17 protein-coding genes are annotated in these 19,714 nt (G+C 67.8%); 5 read left to right on the top strand and 12 right to left on the bottom strand.

Annotated features, from left to right (window positions below):
- Positions 1–2: 2 nt before the first annotated feature.
- The 7 genes from AC0IZJ_RS04205 to AC0IZJ_RS04175 all read right to left on the bottom strand — a co-directional run bounded on the left by AC0IZJ_RS04205 (position 3) and on the right by AC0IZJ_RS04175 (position 7,846).
- Positions 3–290: a DUF1330 domain-containing protein gene (locus tag AC0IZJ_RS04205; protein ID WP_471846942.1), complete on the bottom strand. Its 288-nt coding sequence runs from the start codon at positions 288–290 to the stop codon at positions 3–5.
- 72 nt (positions 291–362) lie between these two features.
- The gene (gene kdsA / locus AC0IZJ_RS04200; protein ID WP_471846940.1) at positions 363–1,220 is read right to left on the bottom strand and encodes a 3-deoxy-8-phosphooctulonate synthase; all 858 of its coding nucleotides are present in this window, start codon (positions 1,218–1,220) and stop codon (positions 363–365) included.
- Positions 1,221–1,222: 2 nt separating this feature from the next.
- Positions 1,223–2,854, bottom strand: coding sequence for a CTP synthase (locus AC0IZJ_RS04195; protein ID WP_471846938.1), 1,632 nt, complete (start codon positions 2,852–2,854; stop codon positions 1,223–1,225).
- A 64-nt stretch (positions 2,855–2,918) separates the two neighbouring features.
- Positions 2,919–3,713 carry an alpha/beta fold hydrolase gene (locus AC0IZJ_RS04190; protein WP_471846936.1) on the bottom strand — a complete coding sequence of 265 codons (795 nt, stop codon included), beginning with the start codon at positions 3,711–3,713 and terminating at the stop codon, positions 2,919–2,921.
- Positions 3,710–6,277 (bottom strand): DNA mismatch repair protein MutS, encoded by a 2,568-nt coding sequence (mutS, locus tag AC0IZJ_RS04185; protein WP_471846934.1) that lies wholly within the window; start codon positions 6,275–6,277, stop codon positions 3,710–3,712. Before mutS ends, AC0IZJ_RS04190 begins: the two co-directional genes overlap by 4 nt.
- 92 nt (positions 6,278–6,369) lie before the next feature.
- Positions 6,370–6,684 carry an energy transducer TonB gene (locus AC0IZJ_RS04180; protein WP_457426551.1) on the bottom strand — a complete coding sequence of 105 codons (315 nt, stop codon included), beginning with the start codon at positions 6,682–6,684 and terminating at the stop codon, positions 6,370–6,372.
- 220 nt (positions 6,685–6,904) lie between these two features.
- On the bottom strand, positions 6,905–7,846 hold the full coding sequence (locus AC0IZJ_RS04175; protein ID WP_471847143.1) for an inositol monophosphatase family protein: 942 nt from the start codon (positions 7,844–7,846) through the stop codon (positions 6,905–6,907).
- Between the two features lie 122 nt (positions 7,847–7,968).
- On the opposite strand from AC0IZJ_RS04175, the gene AC0IZJ_RS04170 reads away from it, so the two are divergent.
- From AC0IZJ_RS04170 to AC0IZJ_RS04160, 3 genes are all read left to right on the top strand, one after another.
- Positions 7,969–8,703: an RNA methyltransferase gene (locus tag AC0IZJ_RS04170; RefSeq protein WP_471846932.1), complete on the top strand. Its 735-nt coding sequence runs from the start codon at positions 7,969–7,971 to the stop codon at positions 8,701–8,703.
- Positions 8,704–8,745: 42 nt separating this feature from the next.
- Positions 8,746–9,522 (top strand): serine O-acetyltransferase, encoded by a 777-nt coding sequence (gene cysE / locus AC0IZJ_RS04165; RefSeq protein WP_471846930.1) that lies wholly within the window; start codon positions 8,746–8,748, stop codon positions 9,520–9,522.
- Positions 9,523–9,599: 77 nt separating this feature from the next.
- Complete coding sequence (locus tag AC0IZJ_RS04160; RefSeq protein WP_471846928.1) at positions 9,600–12,887, top strand: two-component regulator propeller domain-containing protein; 3,288 nt, start codon at positions 9,600–9,602, stop codon at positions 12,885–12,887.
- On the opposite strand, the gene mog is transcribed toward AC0IZJ_RS04160, so the two are convergent.
- Positions 12,884–13,477, bottom strand: coding sequence for a molybdopterin adenylyltransferase (gene mog / locus AC0IZJ_RS04155; RefSeq protein WP_471846926.1), 594 nt, complete (start codon positions 13,475–13,477; stop codon positions 12,884–12,886). The two genes, AC0IZJ_RS04160 and mog, sit on opposite strands and share 4 nt — an antisense overlap.
- Positions 13,470–14,006, bottom strand: a complete 537-nt coding sequence (yjgA, locus tag AC0IZJ_RS04150) for a ribosome biogenesis factor YjgA (protein ID WP_471846924.1) — start codon at positions 14,004–14,006, stop codon at positions 13,470–13,472. The genes mog and yjgA overlap by 8 nt, the downstream gene beginning before the upstream one ends.
- Before the next feature lie 325 nt (positions 14,007–14,331).
- On the opposite strand from yjgA, the gene pmbA reads away from it, so the two are divergent.
- On the top strand, positions 14,332–15,699 hold the full coding sequence (pmbA, locus tag AC0IZJ_RS04145; protein ID WP_471846922.1) for a metalloprotease PmbA: 1,368 nt from the start codon (positions 14,332–14,334) through the stop codon (positions 15,697–15,699).
- Between the two features lie 102 nt (positions 15,700–15,801).
- Complete coding sequence (locus tag AC0IZJ_RS04140) at positions 15,802–16,884, top strand: TRAP transporter substrate-binding protein (RefSeq protein WP_471847141.1); 1,083 nt, start codon at positions 15,802–15,804, stop codon at positions 16,882–16,884.
- A 67-nt stretch (positions 16,885–16,951) separates the two neighbouring features.
- Here the strand turns inward: AC0IZJ_RS04140 and AC0IZJ_RS04135 are convergent, their stop codons facing one another.
- From AC0IZJ_RS04135 to AC0IZJ_RS04125, 3 genes are all read right to left on the bottom strand, one after another.
- A complete protein-coding gene (locus AC0IZJ_RS04135; protein ID WP_471846920.1) occupies positions 16,952–18,637 on the bottom strand; it encodes a TRAP transporter large permease in 1,686 nt (561 codons plus the stop codon).
- Positions 18,634–19,230: a TRAP transporter small permease subunit gene (locus AC0IZJ_RS04130; protein ID WP_471846918.1), complete on the bottom strand. Its 597-nt coding sequence runs from the start codon at positions 19,228–19,230 to the stop codon at positions 18,634–18,636. The genes AC0IZJ_RS04135 and AC0IZJ_RS04130 overlap by 4 nt, the downstream gene beginning before the upstream one ends.
- A 134-nt stretch (positions 19,231–19,364) precedes the next feature.
- Positions 19,365–19,706, bottom strand: coding sequence for a protein tyrosine phosphatase family protein (locus tag AC0IZJ_RS04125; RefSeq protein WP_471846916.1), 342 nt, complete (start codon positions 19,704–19,706; stop codon positions 19,365–19,367).
- Positions 19,707–19,714: the final 8 nt, after the last annotated feature.

Raw genomic sequence — 19,714 nt, 5'->3', positions numbered from 1 at the left:
CGTCAGACGCCGTCGATCAGGACCATGCGCATCACCGCGATGCCCTCGCGGGCCTCGCGCGCTGCGCCGTACTCCGGCGAGTCATAGAAGGCTTGCGCGGCCTCCCGGGACGGGAACTTCAACAGCACGACCCGCTCGGGCATCCAGTCACCCTCGAGCAGGGTTGTCTGGCCGCCGCGGACCAGCACCTCGGCGCCGTGCTCCTTCATCGCCAGCGTCGAGAGCCGCCGGTAATCCTCGTACTGTGCTGGGTGGGTGACCGTGACGTTGGCGAGGATGTAGGCGGCCATGTGTTCTCAGCAGGAGAGGTCGTTGTGACGGAGGGGGCAGGTCATCGCTGCCAGGGGCGGATGATTTCCCCTTCAGCAGGAGAAGTCGTTCTCCAGCAGCGGCTGCTGCTTGACGACGCGATCCAGCGCCACCAGCTGTTCCAGCAGCGTCTTCATGTGCTTGAGCGGCACGGCGTTCGGCCCGTCGCTGAAGGCCTCGGCGGGATTCGGGTGCGTTTCCATGAACAGACCCGCCACGCCGACGCCCACGCCGGCACGGGCCAGCACCGGCACCATCTCGCGGGCACCGCCGCTCGAGCCACCAAGGCCGCCGGGCTTCTGCACCGAGTGGGTGACGTCGAACACCACCGGCGCGCCGGTGTTGCGCATCTCGGCCAGGCTCGTCATGTCGGCAACCAGGTTGTTGTAGCCGAAGCTGACGCCGCGCTCGCAGGCCAGGAAGAGGTCCTCGGACAGGCCCACCTCGCGCGCGGCGGCGCGGGCCTTGTCGATGACATTTTTCATGTCCCACGGGGCGAGGAACTGGCCCTTCTTGATGTTGACCGGCTTGCCCGACTGCGCAACCGCGCGGATGAAATCCGTCTGGCGGCACAGGAAGGCCGGGGTCTGCAGCACGTCCACGACGCTGGAAACCTCGGCCACCTGGCCAGCATCGTGCACGTCGGTCAGCACCGGCAGGCCGGTCTGGCGGCGCACCTCGTCGAGGATCTTCAGGCCGGCTTCCATGCCGACACCTCGCTTGGTGGTGCTGGATGAGCGGTTGGCCTTGTCGAACGAGCCCTTGTAGATCAGCGGGATGCCGAGACTGGTGCAGGCCTCCTTCAACAGGCCGGCGACGTCGAGCGACATCTGCAGGCCCTCGATCGAGCAGGTGCCGGCGATCAGGAAGAAGGGTTGGTCGATGCCGACGTCGAATCCGCAGAGTTTCATGGTCAGGCTTCCTGCTTGTGGTTCAGCGCGGCCTTGATGAAGGCCGTGAACAGCGGGTGGCCGCCCCAGGGCGTGGACTTGAACTCGGGGTGGAACTGCACGCCGACGAACCACGGGTGCACCTCGCGCGGCAGTTCGACCATCTCGGTGAGCTTCTCGCGCTGGGTGATGGCCGAGATGACGAGGCCGGCCTGCTGCAGGCGGTCCAGGTAATGCTCGTTGGCCTCGAAGCGGTGGCGGTGGCGTTCGGTGACGACCTTGCCGTAGATGTCGAAGGCCAGCGTGCCGGGCTTGACGTCCGAGCTCTGCGCGCCCAGGCGCATGGTGCCGCCGAGGTCGCTTTTCTCGTCGCGTTTCTGGATGCTGCCGTCGGCGTCCTGCCACTCGTCGATGAGTGCAATGACGGGGTGGGGCGTGTCGGGTTCGAACTCGGTCGAGTTGGCGCCTTCCAGGCCGGCCAGGTGGCGGGCCACCTCGATGGTCGCAACCTGCATGCCCAGGCAGATGCCCAGATAGGGCAGCTTGTGCTCGCGCGCGTACTGGGCGGCCAGTATCTTGCCCTCGACGCCGCGCTTGCCGAAGCCGCCGGGCACGAGGATGGCGTCGAACTTGCCCAGCGAGGCTACCGTCTCGGGCGTCAGCGTCTCGCTGTCGACGTACTCGATCTTCACGCCGGCATGGTTGTGGATGCCGGCATGGCGCAGCGCTTCGTTGAGCGACTTGTACGAGTCCGACAGGTCGGTGTACTTGCCGCACATGGCGATGGTGACTTCGGTCTTGGGGTTCTCGACCTCGTAGACCAGCGTGTCCCAGCGGCGCAGGTCGGCGCTCTTGGTATTGAGCTGCAGCTTGGTGCAGATGAGCTGGTCCAGCCCTTGTTCATGCAGCAGGCGGGGCACCTTGTAGATGGTGTTCACGTCCCACATCGAGATCACGCCGTACTCGGCAACGTTGGTGAACAGCGAGATCTTCTCGCGCTCGTCGTCGGGGATGCGGCGGTCGGCGCGGCACAGCAGCGCGTCGGGCTGGATGCCGATCTCGCGCAGCTTCTGCACCGTGTGCTGGGTGGGTTTGGTCTTGAGCTCGCCCGCAGCGGCGATCCAGGGCACGTAGGTCAGGTGCACATAGGCCGTGTTCGTCGGTCCGGCGCGCAGGCTCATCTGGCGCACGGCTTCGAGGAAGGGCAGGGACTCGATGTCGCCCACCGTGCCGCCGATCTCGACGATGGCCACGTCGACGCCCTCGGCGCCACGCTTGATGAATTCCTGGATCTCGTTGGTGATGTGCGGGATCACCTGCACCGTCTTGCCGAGGTAGTCGCCACGGCGTTCCTTCTCGAGCACGGTCTTGTAGATCTGGCCGGTCGTGAAGTTGTTGGTGCGCTTCATCCGCGTGGTGATGAAGCGTTCGTAGTGGCCGAGATCGAGGTCGGTTTCGGCGCCGTCTTCGGTGACGAAGACCTCACCGTGCTGGAAGGGCGACATCGTGCCGGGGTCGACGTTGATGTACGGGTCCAGCTTGATGAGAGTGACTTTGAGGCCGCGCGATTCGAGGATGGCAGCCAGGGAAGCCGATGCGATGCCCTTGCCTAGCGAGGACACCACGCCGCCCGTGACGAAGACGTATTTGGTCATGTCTTGCAGCGCGCCAGAACAGCAGCGCTGAGGTGGAAATTGCGATTGTAAGAGAGGCGGCCGGTCAGCCCAGCAGATCGAGCACCAAGTCAGCCGTTTCCTCGGGCTTCTCGAACGGATACAGGTGCGAGCCCTCCATCCAGCGCCACCTGTCACCCGCCAGCTTCCGGGAGGCTGCTGCACCCGCTTGGCGCAGCTCGGCCGAGCGTGTGCCGCCGACGAAGGCGACCGGGCATTGCGGCGGGCGCAGGCGCAGCAGCAGCGGCAGGTGATGCGGCAGCGTGCGGTAGACGTGGGCTTCGACCTCGCGGCTGAAGCGCAGCTGGACATGGCCGTCGGCCTCCTCGAAGCCGGCGTCGATGTAGTCAGCCAGCACGCGCGGGTCCCAGCGGGCGAACATCTTCTTGGCCGCGAAATGGGCATGCACGGCGGCGCGGTCGGGCCAGACGTGGCGGCGCTCGCGGGCAACCCTGGACGGACCGTAGCGGTGGATCAGCCCGGTCGTCTTGGCCACCGCGACGGCAGCAGCCTTCAGACCCGAGACGACGGGCGAATCCAGCATCACCAGGCGGCTGACGAGGTCGGGCCGGCGGCAGGCGGCCATCAGGCTCAGCATGCCGCCCAGCGAGTGGCCGACAAGGGCGACGCGGTCACTCGGCTTGACCTCGTCTTCTATGAAATGGATGAGCTGGTCGCGCAGGAGGCGCCAGTCGCCGGTGACCGGGAAGCGCGGGTCGTGGCCGAAGCGGTCCAGCGCCTCGACGCGCCAGCCGGCCGCGCGCCAGCGCTCGAAAAGCAGGCGGTAGCAGCCGGCGGGGTAGCTGTTGGCATGCGAGAAGACGATGGTCTTTCGACTCATGCCTTCGCCAGCTTCTTCAGCTTGTAGAGCGCCTCAAGCGCTTCGCGCGGCGACAGCGCATCAGGGTCGATGCCGTCCAGCGCAGCCACCAGGCCGCTCGGCTCCGGCAGCGGCGGTGGCGCGGGCGGGGCGGCAAAGAGGTCGAACTGGTCATCGGCCGCGTTCTGGCGAGCTTCCAAAGCCTCCAGCGTCGCCCGGGCCTGGCGCACCAGGCTGGCGGGCATGCCGGCGAGCCTGGCGACCTGCACGCCGTAGCTGCGGCTGGCGGGGCCGGGCTGAAGCTCGTGCAGGAAGACGATGTCCTCGCCGCTTTCCACGGCCGAGACGTGCCAGTTCTGCGCCTGCGCATGCTTGGCCGGGAACTCGGTCAGCTCGAAGTAGTGGGTGGCGAACAGCGTGAAGGCGCGCGTCCTGTCGTGCAGGTGGCTGGCAATGGCCGACGCCAGTGCCAGGCCGTCGAAGGTCGACGTGCCCCGCCCGATCTCGTCCATCAGCACCAGGGACTGATCTGTCGCCGAATGCAGGATGGCCGCGCCCTCGGTCATCTCCAGCATGAAGGTGGACTGCGCGTTGGCGAGGTCGTCCGCCGCGCCGATGCGGGTGTGGATGGCGTCCATCGGTCCCAGGCGGCAGCTTGTGGCGGGCACGTAGGAGCCGATGGCGGCGAGTAGCGCGATCAGCGCGACCTGACGCATGAACGTGCTCTTGCCGCCCATGTTCGGGCCGGTGATGACGAGCAGCCTGGTGCGGGCGTCCAGCCGGCAGTCGTTGGGCATGAACTCCGTGCCGCCGGTCTCCTGCAGGCGGCCTTGCACCACGGGGTGGCGGCCGGCCTCGATCTCCAGGCAGGGCTGCGAGACGAACTCCGGCCGGCACCAGTTCAGCGTGACGGCGCGTTCGGCCAACGCGGCCAGCGCGTCCAGCCCGGCCAGCGTGCGGCCCAGCGCCGTCAGCGGCTCCAGGCGGGTGATGAGGGCGTCGATGACCTGCTCATACAGCAGCTTCTCGCGCGCCAGTGCCCGCTCGTTGGCCGACAGTGCCTTGTCTTCAAACGCCTTCAGCTCCGGCGTGATGTAGCGCTCGGCGTTCTTCAGCGTCTGGCGGCGCTGGTAGTCCATCGGCACCTTGTCGACCTGGCCTTGCGTCACCTCGATGTAGAAGCCGTGCACGCGGTTGAACTGCACGCGCAGGTTCGCGATGCCCGTGCGGGCGCGCTCGCGCGTTTCGAGGTCCAGCAGGAAGCCGTCGCAGTTCTGCTGGATGCCGCGCAGCTCGTCCAGCTCGGTGTCGAAGCCATCGGCGATGACGCCGCCGTCGCGCGTCAGGATGGCCGGCTCCAGCGCGATGGCGCGCTCGAGCAGCTCCTGGATGTCGACGGGCGGGTTCAGGCTGGCATCGCGCAGTGCAGTGGGTGTCACGGCGCGCAGCTGGGGCAGGACCTGCAGCGTCGCGCGCAGGCCTGTCAGCTCACGAGGGCGCACCTGGCGCAGGGCGATGCGGGCCGAGATGCGCTCCACGTCGCTGACCGACTTCAGCGCCTCACGCAGCGGCTCGAAGCCTTCGGCATGCAGCGCCGCGATGGCGTTGTGGCGCGAGATGGCCTCAGCGCGGTCACGCCTGGGATGCAGCAGCCAATGGCGCAGCGTGCGGCTGCCCATGCCGCTCTTGCACGTGTCCAGCAGCGAGAAGAGGGTGGGACTAGGTTCGCCGCGCAGCGTCTGCACCAGCTCCAGGTTCCGCTGCGTGGCCGGCGGCAGGTCCAGCAAGTCGCCGCTGCGTTGCACGCGCAAGGACCGCACATGGGCCAGCGCGCGGCCCTGCGTGTGTTCGGCAAACGCCAGTAGTGCGCTGCCCGCTGCATGAGCCAAGGCCAGTTCATGCGCGTTGAAGCCCTGCAGGCTGGCCACGGCCAGTTGCTCGCAGAGCTTGCGCTGGCCTAAAGCGCCGTCGAACTGCCAGCTTGGCCGGTTCGTGACCGGAAAGCGCGCCTTCATGACGCCGGCGGGCTGCTGCTCGCGGTTCACCAGCACCTCGGCGGGCGACAGCCGCGCCAGCCAGGCCGGCAACTCCGCGTCGCTGCACTCGGCGAGACCAATTTCGCCCTGCGTCAGCGACAGCCACGCCAGCCCGTGTCGGCGGCCGTGGCCGGAGACGGCGAGCAGCACGGCATCCTGTTTGTCGGCCAGCAGCTCGGTGTCGGTGATGGTGCCGGGCGTGACGACCCGTACGACCTTGCGCTCCACCGGGCCCTTGCTCGCGCCGACCTCGCCGACCTGCTCTGCAATCGCCACCGCTTCGCCCAGCTTGATGAGCTTGGCGAGATAACTCTCCAGTGCATGCACTGGCACGCCGGCCATGACGACCGGCTGGCCGGCGCTCTGGCCGCGCTGCGTCAGCGTGATGTCCAGCAGCGCATTGCACTTGCGCGCGTCGTCGTAAAAGACCTCGTAGAAATCGCCCATCCGGTACAGCAGCAGCGTGTCCGGGAAGTCCGCCTTCAAGCCAAGGTATTGGCTCATCATGGGCGTGTGAGGCGCGAGGTCGGGGGCGGTGTCGGCTTTCATCGAGCCGCGCATTATCAGAGCCATAAAAGAACAAGGCCCGCATCGCGGGCCTTGTTGAATTCAGCGAAGCGCCTCGTTATCGAAGCGTCTGATCAGTCTTCCGACTTGAACACCAGCTTCACTTCATGCGTCTGGGCGGCGCCGGTGCCTTCGAACTTCCACTGGCTCAGGGCTTCGACGGCGGCGCGGTCGAAGACGCGCTTGGGTTCGGCTTCAACGACTTCGACGCCCGAGACCTTGCCGTCACCGGCGATGGCGATCTTGGCGCGCACGCTGCCGTTGTTGATGTTCTTCTTCACGGCTTCGTTGGGGTACTCGGGGGCCACCTTCTTCAGGACCTTGGCGTCGGCATGGGCCAGGGACGCGGCGGCAACGAGGGCAAGGGCGAGAACGGAGCGAGCGAACATGGGATCTTTCGGATGGGTTGGAGTGAAAGCGAGGCGGCTGCTGTGCCGCGTTGGCCCGCATTCTGTCGAGTCAACCCCCCACGTGTAAGGGATGTAGCCGTGCACAAGTCACGGCGCATGGGGTGGGTTCACCCGTAGCTGCGGCGTCCGCCAACTTCGTCACGGCAGAAACGACGAAGCCCTCCGAGGAGGGCTTCGCCGGGGCCACAGAGCGGACGGGTCAGACCGGCGCGTCGCCGCTCATGTCTTCCTTCTTGAGCCGCACCGCGACGCGCTTCTTGGCCACCGGCGCCGCCGGAGCCACAGCCGCGGCCACGTCGCCTTCCGCGGAAGGCGCAGCGGCAGCTTCTTCCTTGATGACACGGGTGTACGGCGACAGCATCGTCACGAGCTGCGCGTAGATCTTGGGGTTGCCTGCGACGACTTCGCGCTGGTGCAGGTAGTCGGCTTCACCCGTGAAGTTGCCGACCAGGCCACCGGCCTCGGCAATGATCAGCGAGCCCGCTGCCACGTCCCAGGGCTGCAGGCCGGTCTCGAAGAAGGCGTCGTAGTAGCCGGCGGCGACATAGCAGAGGTCCAGCGCGGCAGCCCCTGGCCGACGCAGGCCGGCGCAGCTCTGCATGACCTCCTCAAACATCTTCACGTAGCGCTTGAAGTTGTCGCCGCGGCGGAACGGGAAGCCGGTGCCGATCAGCGAGTCGCTCATGCGGGTGCGCTTGGACACGCGCAAACGGCGGTCGTTGCAGAAGGCGCCGCGCCCTTTGGTGGCGTAGAAAAGGTCGTTGCGCGTCGGGTCGTAGACGACGGCCTGTTGTACGACACCGCGATGCGCCAGCGCGATGGACACGCAATACATCGGCAGGCCGTGGATGAAGTTGGTGGTGCCGTCCAGCGGATCGATGATCCAGACGAACTCGGAATGCTTGGCGCCGTGGGTGCGGCCGGACTCTTCGGCCAGGATGCCGTGGTCCGGGTAGGCGCCCAGCAGCGTCTCGATGATCACCCCTTCTGCGGCGTGGTCGACCTCGGTGACGAAGTCGTTCGAGCCCTTGGTGTTGATGCGCAGAGCTTCGAGGTCCAGCGAGGCGCGGTTGATGATGGCGCCAGCCGCACGCGCCGCCTTGATGGCGACATTGAGCATGGGATGGTGAGACGTTTGCAGCATGCGTGGCACTCGCTGGGAAGAAGGGGCTGACAGGAGGAAAGAGCGACGGATCGCCCCTCCTTGCAGGGTGGGCGGCCCGGATAATCGCGCGATTCTAGCCGTCGCCTCCGAGTAAACCCGTGGAATCCACACGCTTCATCCTCATCAACACCAGCCATGCCGGCAACGTCGGCGCGACGGCGCGGGCGATGAAGGTGATGGGCTTCCACGACCTGGTGCTGGTGGCGCCGCGCTTCGCCGATGTGCTCTGCCACGAGGAGGCGGTGGCCATGGCCAGCGGCGCGGCTGACATCCTGGCGCGTGCGCGCGTCGTGGCCACGCTGGCCGAGGCGCTCGACGGCGTGGACCATGCCTGCGCCACCGCGATGACGCCGCGCGACTTCGGCCCGCCGACGCACGAGCCGCGCGCACTGTTCGCCGAGCTGGCCGCCCGCGAAGCCACGCCGCGCCTGGCGCTCGTGTTCGGCTCCGAGCGATACGGCATGAGCAACGAGGATGTCTACCGCTGCCATGCCGTGCTGAGCATTCCGACCCACCCCGACTACGGCTCGCTGAACCTGGCCCAGGCCGTGCAGCTGCTGGCCTACGACCTGCGCCAGGCCATCGGCGGCTTCGGTGTGCAGGCGCGCACGCCCGATCCCAAGCGTGCCGACGCGCGCGCCGTGCAGGGCTTGCTGGATCACTTGCAGGCATCGCTGGTCGACATCGGCTACCTCGACCCCGCCGCGCCGCGCAAGCTGATGCCGCGCCTGAACCAGCTCTTCAACCGCGCCGAGCTGACCAACGAGGAGGTCCACATCCTGCGCGGCATTGCCCGGCAGATGACGAAGACCTCGGCCCGACAAGGCTCTTGACCCGCTGCGACACTGGCGCGCCTTTCCCTTCCGGACGCCACCATGTTCCAGCGCCTGCGCGAAGACATCGCCCTGATCCTCGAGCGCGACCCAGCCGCCCGGTCGACATGGGAGGTGCTGACGTGCTACCCCGGCCTGCATGCGCTGTGGATGCACCGGCGCGCCCACTGGCTGTGGCAGCGCGGTTTGCGCTGGCTGGCGCGCTGGGTGTCTCACTGGGGCCGCTTCCTGACCGGCATCGAGATCCACCCCGGCGCGCGCATCGGCCGCAAGGTCTTCATCGACCACGGCATGGGCATCGTCATCGGCGAGATGGCCGAGATCGGCGAGGGCTGCACGATCTACCAGGGTGTCACGCTGGGCGGCACCTCGCTCATCAAAGGCGCCAAGCGCCACCCGACGCTGGGCCCGGGGGTCATCGTCGGCGCGAATGCCTGCGTGCTGGGCGGCTTCACGGTCGGCGCCGGAGCGCGCATCGGCTCTGGCGCCGTGGTCACCAAACCCGTGCCGGCGGGTGCGACGGCCGTGGGCAACCCGGCACGCATCATCGAGGCCGCCAGCGAGCAGGCCCGCGAGGAAGCGGCCGCCCGCATGGGCTTCTCGGCCTATGGCGTGGCCCATGGCGACGACCCTGTGGCCCTGGCCATGCGCGGCCTTATCGACAGCGCCTCGGGCCACGAGCACCAGATCGCGCTGCTGTGGGAGGCGCTGTGCAAGCTCTCCACGCAGCTCGGCAAGCCGGTCGGCGACTGCGTGCCCTGCGACGCCCAGCGCGACGAGACCTTCGACGCGGCGGAGATGAACCGGCTGGTCAAGTAGCGCCCGCTTCGGTGGCGCTGCGCGTCGATGAGAATCGGCGCTTCCGGGCCGGCTGGCCCGACCTTCGACGGCCTGCTGTGCTCCTCCGCGAGATTCGACTGCGGCTTCACCCTGTCTGGCGCCTCGCGCTGGGCGGGTTGCTGGCCGCCACGCTGGCGCAGGCCGCGCCGGAGCCGCCCGCGCCGCCCGCACCGCCCCCTGGTCGCCTGGCCGACATCGCCTTCCAGCACATCACGCAGAGCCAGGGCCTGCCCAACGCGATTGCTTCAACCCTGGCCGAAGACGGCCAAGGCTTCCTGTGGATAGGCAGCCCGGGCGGCCTGTCTCGCTGGGACGGCTATCGCTTCCGCGCCTACCAGGCCGACCCGCAACGCGACGGCGCCTTGCCCGACAGCTATGTTCAAGCCCTCTACGGCGATGCACGCGGCCGGCTCTGGGTAGGCACGAGCTCGGCCGGCCTGCTGCGGCATGACCCGGCCACCGACCGCTTCGTCCGCTACCCGGTCGGCGGCGAGCGCGGCCTCAGCCACGTCAGCGTGCGCCAGATGCGGGACGACGGCGAGGGCGGCCTGTGGGTCGTCACCGACGGCGGCCTGGACCGGCTGGTGCCCGGTGGCTCCATCGAGCACGCCAGCCGGGGCTGGGCGGCGGCGGCCGGCGCGCAGGTGCGTGTGCTGCTGCTCGACCGCCGTGGCGCGCTCTGGCTCGGCAGCACGGCCGGCCTGTTCCGGCGCGAGCCCGGTGCTTCGACGCTTGAGCCGGTCGCGGTGCGCAGCGGGACCACCGTGCAGCCCGAGGTGCTCACGCAGGACAGCGCCGGGCGAATCTGGGTGGGCAGCTTGCAGCATGGCGTCTTCGTGCTGCCGGATGAAGGCCGCGCGCCAGCCACACCGCTGCACGAGCAGGCCACGCGCGACGGACTGGACCTGCTGAGCAACAGCCAGATCGCCGGCCTGAGCGAGGTGCAGCCGGGCGAGATGTGGGTTGCGACGCTCAGCCAGGGTCTCGTTGCAGTCGACTTTGCGCAAGGGCAGACGCGCCGCATCCGCCACGTGCCCGCCTGGCCGACCAGCCTGGCCGACAACTCGCTGCGTGCCCTCTACCGCGACAACGCCGGGCTGATCTGGGTGGGCACCAACCGCGGCCTGAGCCGCTATGACCCGCGCCAGACCGCCGTGCTGACGCGCTTCGGCGTGTCGCCCGACGGCGGCGACGCGATGGACGCCCGCTTCGTCAGTACCGAGATCAGCTGGATACAGCCCCGGCCGGATGGCAGCCTCTGGCTGGGTACCCACAAGAGCGGCATCGACATGCTCGACGCGGCGGGCAACCGCGTCGGTGCTCTTCGGCCGGACCCGACACGGCCCGATACGGCCTTGCCACCGGACATCGTGCTGGCCATGGCGCCTGCGCCTGACGGCGGCCTTTTCATCGGCACCAAGCGCGGGCTCTACCGTACCGACGCGGCGGGGCGGCGGGTCAGCCGCGTGACGCTGGCGGGCCGCGATCCTGCCGCGTCCGCCTGGGCGCTGCTGGCCGACGGTGACGACCTGTGGATAGGCGGCCAGGCCGACGGGCTTTGGCGGCTGGACGTGAAGCGCGGCCAGGCCGAGGCCATCACGCTGGCCGCGCCCGGCCTCAGCGACCAGCGCGTGACTGTCCTGGCACGCGACCCGCGTGAGGCCGGCGTGCTGTGGGTCGGCACGCGCCACGGCCTGAACCGCGTCGACACGGCCACGCGAGCCGTCACGCAATGGCTGGCCGGCCCTGTCGAGCCTGGCCGCTTGTCTGCGGCCTTCGTCACGGCCCTGCTGGCAGATGACCATGGTCGGCTGTGGGTGGGCAGCTACGGCGGCGGCATCGATGTGCTGCCTGCGACCGGACAAGCCAGCGAAGCACCGCAGCGCCTGGGGCCGGCCCAACTGCCCGACAGCACCGTCAACGCACTGCTGCGCGACCTGCAGGGGCGGATCTGGGCCAGCACCGACAACGGCCTGGCCCGCATCGACCCAAAGACGCTGGCCGTGCTGGCGCTGCGCCGTGCCGAGGGCGTCGTCTTCCCGACCTACTGGACCGGGTCGGCCGCACGCACCGAGCGGGGCGAGCTGCTGTTCGGCGGCGCCGGCGGCATGACGGTCGTGCAGCCTGAGAAGCTCAAGCCCTGGACCTATGCCGCCGGCGTGCTGGTGACCGACGTGAAGCTCGGCGGCCAGCCCGTGAATGTGGCCGCCAGCAGCGCCACGCTGACCGTGCCTGCCGATGCCAACAGCCTGGCTGTCGAGTTCTCGTCGACCGACTTCTCCGCGCCCGAGCGCAACCGCTACGCCTACAAGCTGGAGGGCTACGACGCCACCTGGCTGGCAACGGACGCGACGCGCCGGCTGGCCGCCTACGCCAACCTGCCGCCGGGCGACTATCGGCTGCTGCTGCGCGCCTCCAACCGCGATGGCCAGTGGGGCGAGCGCGAGCTGGCGCTGCCCATCCGCGTGCTGCCGGCCTGGCACCAGACCTGGTGGTTCCGCGCCGCGCTGGTGCTGGCCCTGGGCCTGCTGCTGCTGGCGCTGATGAGCGCGCGCACGCGGATGCTGCGCCATCGCCAGCGCGAGCTGGAATCCAAGGTCCGCGAACGCACGGCCGAGCTGGAGGCCCTGCACCGCACGCTGGAGCAGAAGTCCGCCGAGCTGCAGATGAGCAGCGTGACCGACCCGCTGACCGGCCTGCACAACCGCCGCTTCCTGAGCGACCACATCGACCACGACCTGGCCGCCAGTCTGCGCCGCTCGCAGGAGATGCTGGCTGCGGGCGGCCAGCCGGTGGACACCGACAACGTCTTCCTGCTGCTCGATGTCGACGCTTTCAAGCGCATCAACGACCGCCACGGCCACGCCGCCGGCGACACCGTGCTGGTGCAGTTCGGCGCGCGGCTGCAGTCGGTGCTGCGCGAATCCGACTACCTGGTGCGCTGGGGCGGCGAGGAGTTCCTGGCCGTCGCGCGCGACACCGACCGCGTGCGCGCCGACGAGCTGGCCGAGCGCATGCGCGCCGTCATCGCCGACACGCCGTTCAAGCTTGACGACGGCAGCGAGTTGGAAGTGACCTGCTCCATCGGCTTCGCCTGCGTGCCGTTCGAGGCCGAGCGGCCACAGGCGCGCAGCTGGCAGCAGGTCCTCAACCTGGCCGACCTCGGGCTGTATGCCGCCAAGCGGTCGGGCCGCGATGCCTGGGTGGGCGTGCACACCGCCTCGGGGCGCGGCGCCATCGGCCAACGCGTCGTGGGCGGTTTCGGCCTGAGCAGCAACCGTGCGCTCGATGAGGTGGAAGCCGCGATCAGCGCATCGGCCGCGCCGGACGTCGTCGTCGGCTAGACGCTTGGGGCGCTGTGGGCGCGTTGAGCGCTCTTGGGCCGGAACGCCTTGCAGACCTCGTCACGTGTTTCCAGATAGGGCCCGCCGATCAGGTCGATGCAGTAGGGCACGGCGGCAAAGATGCCGCTGGCTTTCTCGTGACCGGCGAGCGTCTCGGCGATGGCCTTGGGCTGGCCCGGCAGGTTGATGATCAGCGCCTTGCCGCGGATGACGGCGACTTGTCTGGACAGGATGGCCGTCGGCACGAAGTGCAGGGAGATCTGGCGCATCTGCTCGCCAAAGCCCGGCATCACGCGGTCGGCCACGGCCAGCGTGGCTTCGGGCGTCACGTCGCGCGGCGCGGGGCCGGTGCCGCCGGTTGTCAGCACCAGGTCGCAGTGCTCCGTGTCGACCAGTTCGATCAGCGCCGCCGAGATGCCGGCCTGCTCGTCAGGAATCAGGCGGGGCACGAACTGAACGGGGTTGTGCAGCGCGCTGTTCAGCCAATCCTTCAGCGCGGGCAGGCCCTTGTCTTCGTAGACACCGGTCGAGGCACGGTCGCTGATCGAGACGATGCCGATGCGAACAGTTTCAGGGGCCGGGTCACTCATCTTCGGCCGCAGCTTCCGACGCCTTGATGAACTGGAACAGCTCGCGGAAGGCGCGCCCGCTGCGCTTCTCGGGCTCGTTGGCCGCATCCTTGCGTGCCGCGCGCACGAGGTTGCGCAGCTGCTGGATGTCGACGTCGACATGCTCCGTCAGGAACTCCTGCAGCGCCTCGTCGCCGGCCAGCAGGCGGTCGCGCCAGCGCTCGGACTGGTGCAGCCGCAGGCTGTCCTGGGCATGGCCGAGTTTGAAGGCGGCAACGGCTTCCCGGATGGGCTCGGGGTCGATCCTGCGCATCAGCTTGCCGATGTACTGGATCTGCCGGCGCTTGCCCTCGAAGTTGGTGATCTTCTTCGCATGGCGCAGCGCGTCGTACAGGATCTCCGGCAGGGCCAGCGCCTCCCAGCGGCTCTCGGGCAGGGCCATCAGGTCTTCGCCCAGTTCCTGCAGCGCGGTCATGTCGCGCTTGAGCTGGGATTTGCTGGGGCGATCGAAGTCGTCGTCGTCTTCGAGTTCAGGAGTGTTTTCTTGCATCGGGGGGCCATCGTCGGGCGAGTGGGAGTCTGCTCATAGCCAGTTCATGGTTCCCGCAAGGCAGCCCAGGGTCGCAATCTAGGCGCGTGCCGCCGGCCAGGCTGGCCGCCTGGCCAAGGTGCGCAACGACGAGTGCGGCTCTGGGCTGCCTTGCCCTTCGGGTTGCCCCGCAAAAACAGCGTCTGCGGCGTTGCAAATCCTCGCCGGGCGTGAGCCCGGCTGCGGTTTGCGCCTTGCATCCACTATTTTTGCGGGACAACGGGAACTATGAACTGGCTGTGAGCAGACTCTTATGATTGTCGCCCACTCGATTTGCCTCGCATTCATGTCCCAAGCTCAAGACGGTTTCGCCTACAGCCCCGCGCAGTTCCAGCAGTGGATTGAAGACGCCCTTGATGAAGCGAAGAAGCTCGGTGCCAGCGATGCCGGTGCCGAGGTCTCGGAGGGCTGTGGCCTGTCGGTGTCGGCACGGCTGGGCCAGCTGGAGAACGTCGAGCGCAACCGCGACAAGTCGCTCGGCATCTCGGTCTACCTGGGCCAGCGGCGCGGCAACGCCAGCACGTCCGACTTCTCACCCCAGGCCATCCGCGACACGGTGCGTGCGGCCTACGACATCGCCCGCTTCACGGCCGAGGACGAGTTCGCCGGCCTGCCGGACGCCGACGACCTTGCCCTTGACTCGGCAGCCCGGCCCGAGCTGGATCTCTTCCACCCCTGGGCCATCGACGCCGCTCAGGCCGCCGAGATCGCGCTGCGCTGCGAAGCGGCGGCTCTCGGCGTGGACAAGCGCATCACCAACAGCGAGGGCGCGGCCGTGTCGGCCCAGCAGTCGCACTTTTGGATGGGCAACACGCGCGGGTTCCGCGGCGGCTATGCCAGCTCGCGACATTCGCTGTCGGTGGCGCCGATTGCCGGCCGTGGCGCCGGCATGCAGCGCGACGCGTGGTACAGCTCCATGCGGTCTGCAGCAGACCTGGCCTCTCCCGAGGCCATAGGCCGCTACGCCGCCGAGCGCGCGCTGTCGCGCCTGAAGGCACGCAAGGTCGCCACCGCCGAGATCCCGGTGCTGTTCGAGAGTACGGTCGCCATCGGCTTGCTGGGCGCGCTGGTGCAAGCCACCAGCGGCGGCGCGCTGTACCGCCGCACGACCTTCCTGCTCGACAGCCTGGGCAAGCCCGTCACCGCTTCGCATATCGACATTTCGGAAGATCCGCATGTGCCCAAGGGCAAGGGCAGTTCGCCGTTCGACGACGAAGGTGTCACCACGCGTGCACGTTCGGTTGTCCAAGGCGGCGTGCTGCAGGGCTATTTCCTGTCCAGCTACTCGGCACGCAAGCTCGGCATGAAGACGACCGGCCATGCCGGCGGTTCGCACAATCTGCGCATGACCAGCCGCGCGACGGCACCGGGCGACGACCTGCCGACGATGATCCGCCGCCTGGGCCGCGGCCTGCTCGTGACCGAGCTCATGGGGCAGGGCGTGAACTACGTGACCGGCGACTACTCGCGCGGCGCCAGCGGCTATTGGGTCGAGAACGGCGAGATCGCTTATCCCGTTCACGAGGTGACCATCGCCGGCAACCTGAAGGACATGTTGCAGAACATCGTCGGCATCGGCGCGGACGAGTATTCGATGGGCACCAAAACCATCGGCTCGGTGCTTTTGACCGGCATGAAGCTGGCAGGCAACTGACACCGGGCTCCGGGGTAAATCCCGGCCGTGGCGTTCGGGGCGGCATTCCAGAATCGCCCCGTCTTTTTCTTTGCAAACCGATAACAGGAGACATCCATGTCCATGGAACGCCGTTCCTTTGTTCGCCATGCCGGCATCGCCGGCGTGCTGGCTGCGGGCGCCGCCCCGGCCGTCGTGCACGCCCAGGCCCAGGTGCGCTGGCGCCTCGCGTCGAGCTTCCCGAAGTCGCTGGACACCATCTTCGGCGCGGCCGACGTGTTCGCCAAGAAGGTCTCCGAGATGACCGGCGGCAAGTTCCAGATCAGCATCCATGCGGGTGGTGAGCTGATGCCTCCGTTCGGCGTCGTCGACGGCGTGCAGGCCGGCACCGTGGAAATGGCTCACACAGCGCCCTATTACTTCTTCGGCAAGGACGAGACGTTTGCGCTGGGCTGCGCCGTGCCCTTCGGCCTGAACAGCCGCCAGACGACGGCCTGGATGGTGGAAGGCAACGGCCTGAAGCTGATGCGCGAGTTTTATCGCAACTACAACATCATCAACTTCATGGGGGGCAACACCGGCGCGCAGATGGGCGGCTGGTATCGCAAGGAGATCAAGAGCGTCGCCGACATCAAGGGCTTGAAGATGCGCATCGGCGGCTTTGCCGGCCGTGTGCTGGAGCGCATGGGTGGGGTGCCGCAGAACATTCCGGGCGGCGAGATTTACTCGTCGCTGGAGAAGGGCACCATCGACGCCGCCGAGTGGGTGGGTCCGTATGACGACCAGAAGCTGGGCTTCAACAAGGTGGCGCCCAACTACTACTACCCCGGTTGGTGGGAAGGCGGCCCGCAGCTGGACTTTTTCGTCAACACCAAGTCGTACGACTCGCTGAGCGCCGAGTACAAGGCCATCCTGGAGGCTGCGACGCACGTCGCCCACGTCGACATGCAGGCCAAGTACGACGCCAAGAACCCGGCTGCGCTGAAGCAGCTGGTGGGCTCGGGCACCAAGCTGTTCCGCTTCCCCAAGGACGTGATGGACGCGGCCTTCAAGGAGTCCATGGGCATCTACGCCGAGCTGTCGGCCAAGAACCCGAACTGGAAGAAGGTCTACGAGGATTATTCGAACTTCCGCCGCGACCAGAACCTGTGGTTCCGTTTCGCCGAGGCCGGCTTCGACGACTTCATGCAGTCGCAGAAGCTGTAATTCGGCTCACCCGGATCGCAAAAAAGCCCCGCACCGCGGGGCTTTTTTGCGTGCGCCGCAGCGGTCGCTACTTGGACGCCGCGCTGGCCGCCTCCGGCAGGCCGAAGAGCTGGTTCATGTCGATCTCCTTCTTCTCCTCGTCGGGCGGCTGCACCTCCAGGATGACCTTGCTGGTATCGACCTCGGCCTTCTTGTCCAGCCCGCCCGACACCATGCCGGGGAAGGCGATGACCAGGCCGATCATGATCACCTGGATGCACACGAACGGCACGGCGCCCCAGTAGATCTGGCCGGTGGTCACGGGCGCGGTCAGGCGGCCGGTCAGCTTGTCCTTGTAGTCCTCGGTCGGCGCCACGCTGCGCAGGTAGAAGAGGGCGAAACCGAAGGGCGGGTGCATGAAAGACGTCTGCATGTTGACCGCCAGCAGCACGCCGAACCACACCAGATCGATACCCAGTTTCTCGGCCACCGGCGCGAGCAGCGGCACGACGATGAAGGACAGCTCGAAGAAGTCCAGGAAGAAGGCCAGCACGAAGATCAGGATGTTGACGACGATCAGGAAGCCCAGCTGACCGCCGGGCAGACCGGACAGCAGATGCTCCACCCACAGCGGGCCGTCGACGCCCTGGAAGCTCAGGCTGAACACAGTCGAGCCGAGCAGGATGAAGACGACAAAGCAGGACAGCTTCATCGTCGAGTCCATGGCCTGACGCAGCAGCGGCAGGGACAGACGCTTGCGCACCAGCGCCATGGCCAGGGCACCCACTGCGCCCATCGCGCCGCCCTCGGTGGGCGTGGCGATGCCCAGGAAGATGGTGCCGAGCACCAGAAAGATCAGCGCCAGCGGCGGGATCAGCACGAAGGTGACTTTCTCGGCCATGTGCGACAGCAGCTTGAGCCGGAGCAGGCGGTTGACCACGGCCAGCACGAAGGCCACGCCGACGCCGACGCACATCGACGTGACGATGAGTTCGTCGGTCGCCGTGCCCTCGGGCCGGCTGCGCGCAAACGCGATGGCACAGACCACCGACAGCAGCGTCAGCAAGCCCAGTGAGCGCAGGCCGGCGCTGCCGTCGTCTTCCCGGATAGTGCGTGCCTCGGCCGGCAGCGCCGGCGCCCATTGCGGCTTGATCAGCGTGATCAGCAGCACGTAGCCGACGTAAAGGCCTGTCAGCACGAAGCCGGGCAGGAAGGCGCCCTTGTAGAGGTCGCCGACGCTGCGGCCGAGCTGGTCGGCCATGATGATCAACACCAGGCTCGGCGGGATGATCTGGGCCAGCGTGCCCGAGGCGGCGATGACGCCCGATGCGATGCGGCGGTCATAGCCGTAGCGCAACATGATCGGCAGCGAGATCAGGCCCATGGAGATCACCGAAGCCGCGACCACGCCCGTGGTCGCCGCCAGCATGGCGCCGACGAGGATCACCGCATAGGCGAGACCGCCGCGGATGGGGCCAAAGAGCTGGCCGATGGTGTCCAGCAGGTCCTCGGCCATGCCCGAGCGTTCCAGGATCAGGCCCATGAAGGTGAAGAACGGAATGGCCAGCAGCGTCTCGTTCTGCATGATGCCGAACACCCGCAGCGGCAGGGCCTGCATCAGCGAGGCGGGCAGCATGCCCAGCTCGATGCCGATGAAGCCGAAGGCCAGGCCGGCCGCGGCCAGCGAGAAGGCCACCGAATAGCCCATCAGCAGAAAGACGACGAGGCCGCCGAACATGATCGGCGCCATGTTGGCTTGCAGGAACTCGATCATTGCTGGCCCTTCGCTGCAGCCTGCGCACGGATGATTTCAGCGAGCTCTTCCTCGGCCGATTTGCCCTGGGGCTTGCGGGCAGGGTCGTCGATGAGACCGCCCAGGAAGGCGAAGCGCTTGATCAGCTCGGACAGGCCTTGCAGGCCCAGCAGAGCGAAGCCGGCAGGCACCAGCGCGAACACCGGCCAGCGGATCAGGCCGCCGGCGTTGCCGGAGACCTCGCCGCTGACATAGGCCCTGACCACCAGCGGCCAGACCAGCACGACCACGGCGATGACGAAGGGCAGCAGGAAGGCCAGGATGCCGAAGATCTCGACCTTGACCTGAGTACGCCTGGAGAAGCGGCCCAGCACCACGTCGATCTTGACGTGCTCCTGGCGCAGCAGCGTATAGCCCGCGGCCAGCAGGAAGACGGCCGCGAACAGATACCACTGGATCTCCAGCAGCGCGTTGGAGCTGTTGTTGAAAATCTTGCGCACCACCGCATTGCCGGCACTGATCAGCACTGCGGCCAGCACCAGCCAGGACACCCAGCGCCCGACCCACTCATTGAGCCGGTCGATGGCGCGAGCCACTAGGAGTAAAGAGGACACGTTGTCTCCGTTGTCGATTCAGAACAGACGGCGGGCTTGCCGCCGCTCGCTGGCCGACACTGTAAGGAGACGGGCTGGCGTTTTTGCCCTGCGACGGCGGCGAGCCGGGAAAACCCCGTGCCCCGCGTGCGCCCTCAGCTCTGCGAGGCCGCGATGAAAAGTCGTGTCGAGCGCGCGCCCGAACGGCAGAACACCAGCAGCGGGCGCGGCAGTTCCTGCAACAGCAGGGCGAAGGCCGCGATCTCTTCAGGCGACTGGTAGCCGCCGGCCACCGGCAGGTGGCGGTATTCCAGGCCGGCGGCTTCTGCGGCTGCCTGGATCTCAGCCGAGGTCGGCTGGTCAGGGCCATGCTCGAAATCGGGGCGGTTGTTCACCACGCTTTTGAAACCCATGGCCGCAGCTTCGGCCATGGCTTCGGGCATCAGCTGCGGCGCGGCGCAGATGTCAGGGGCGATTGCTTGCAGAGGCAGGCTCATGTCGGCTC

This window comes from Roseateles sp. AC306 (assembly GCF_979253795.1).
The sequence above is the reverse complement of the archived record's forward strand: the minus strand, read 5'-3'. Positions and strand labels throughout refer to the sequence as shown.

Excerpts from the sequence above, each read along its gene's own strand:
- AC0IZJ_RS04205 (WP_471846942.1), bottom strand. The coding sequence starts at position 290 with ATGGCCGCCTACATCCTCGCCAACGTCACGGTCACCCACCCAGCACAG.
- yjgA (WP_471846924.1), bottom strand. The coding sequence starts at position 14,006 with ATGCAAGAAAACACTCCTGAACTCGAAGACGACGACGACTTCGATCGC.
- AC0IZJ_RS04140 (WP_471847141.1), top strand. The coding sequence starts at position 15,802 with ATGGAACGCCGTTCCTTTGTTCGCCATGCCGGCATCGCCGGCGTGCTG.
- AC0IZJ_RS04125 (WP_471846916.1), bottom strand. The coding sequence starts at position 19,706 with ATGAGCCTGCCTCTGCAAGCAATCGCCCCTGACATCTGCGCCGCGCCG.
- AC0IZJ_RS04195 (WP_471846938.1), bottom strand. The coding sequence starts at position 2,854 with ATGACCAAATACGTCTTCGTCACGGGCGGCGTGGTGTCCTCGCTAGGC.
- cysE (WP_471846930.1), top strand. The coding sequence starts at position 8,746 with ATGTTCCAGCGCCTGCGCGAAGACATCGCCCTGATCCTCGAGCGCGAC.
- AC0IZJ_RS04190 (WP_471846936.1), bottom strand. The coding sequence starts at position 3,713 with ATGAGTCGAAAGACCATCGTCTTCTCGCATGCCAACAGCTACCCCGCC.
- AC0IZJ_RS04135 (WP_471846920.1), bottom strand. The coding sequence starts at position 18,637 with ATGATCGAGTTCCTGCAAGCCAACATGGCGCCGATCATGTTCGGCGGC.
- pmbA (WP_471846922.1), top strand. The coding sequence starts at position 14,332 with ATGTCCCAAGCTCAAGACGGTTTCGCCTACAGCCCCGCGCAGTTCCAG.
- kdsA (WP_471846940.1), bottom strand. The coding sequence starts at position 1,220 with ATGAAACTCTGCGGATTCGACGTCGGCATCGACCAACCCTTCTTCCTG.
- mutS (WP_471846934.1), bottom strand. The coding sequence starts at position 6,277 with ATGAAAGCCGACACCGCCCCCGACCTCGCGCCTCACACGCCCATGATG.
- AC0IZJ_RS04180 (WP_457426551.1), bottom strand. The coding sequence starts at position 6,684 with ATGTTCGCTCGCTCCGTTCTCGCCCTTGCCCTCGTTGCCGCCGCGTCC.
- mog (WP_471846926.1), bottom strand. The coding sequence starts at position 13,477 with ATGAGTGACCCGGCCCCTGAAACTGTTCGCATCGGCATCGTCTCGATC.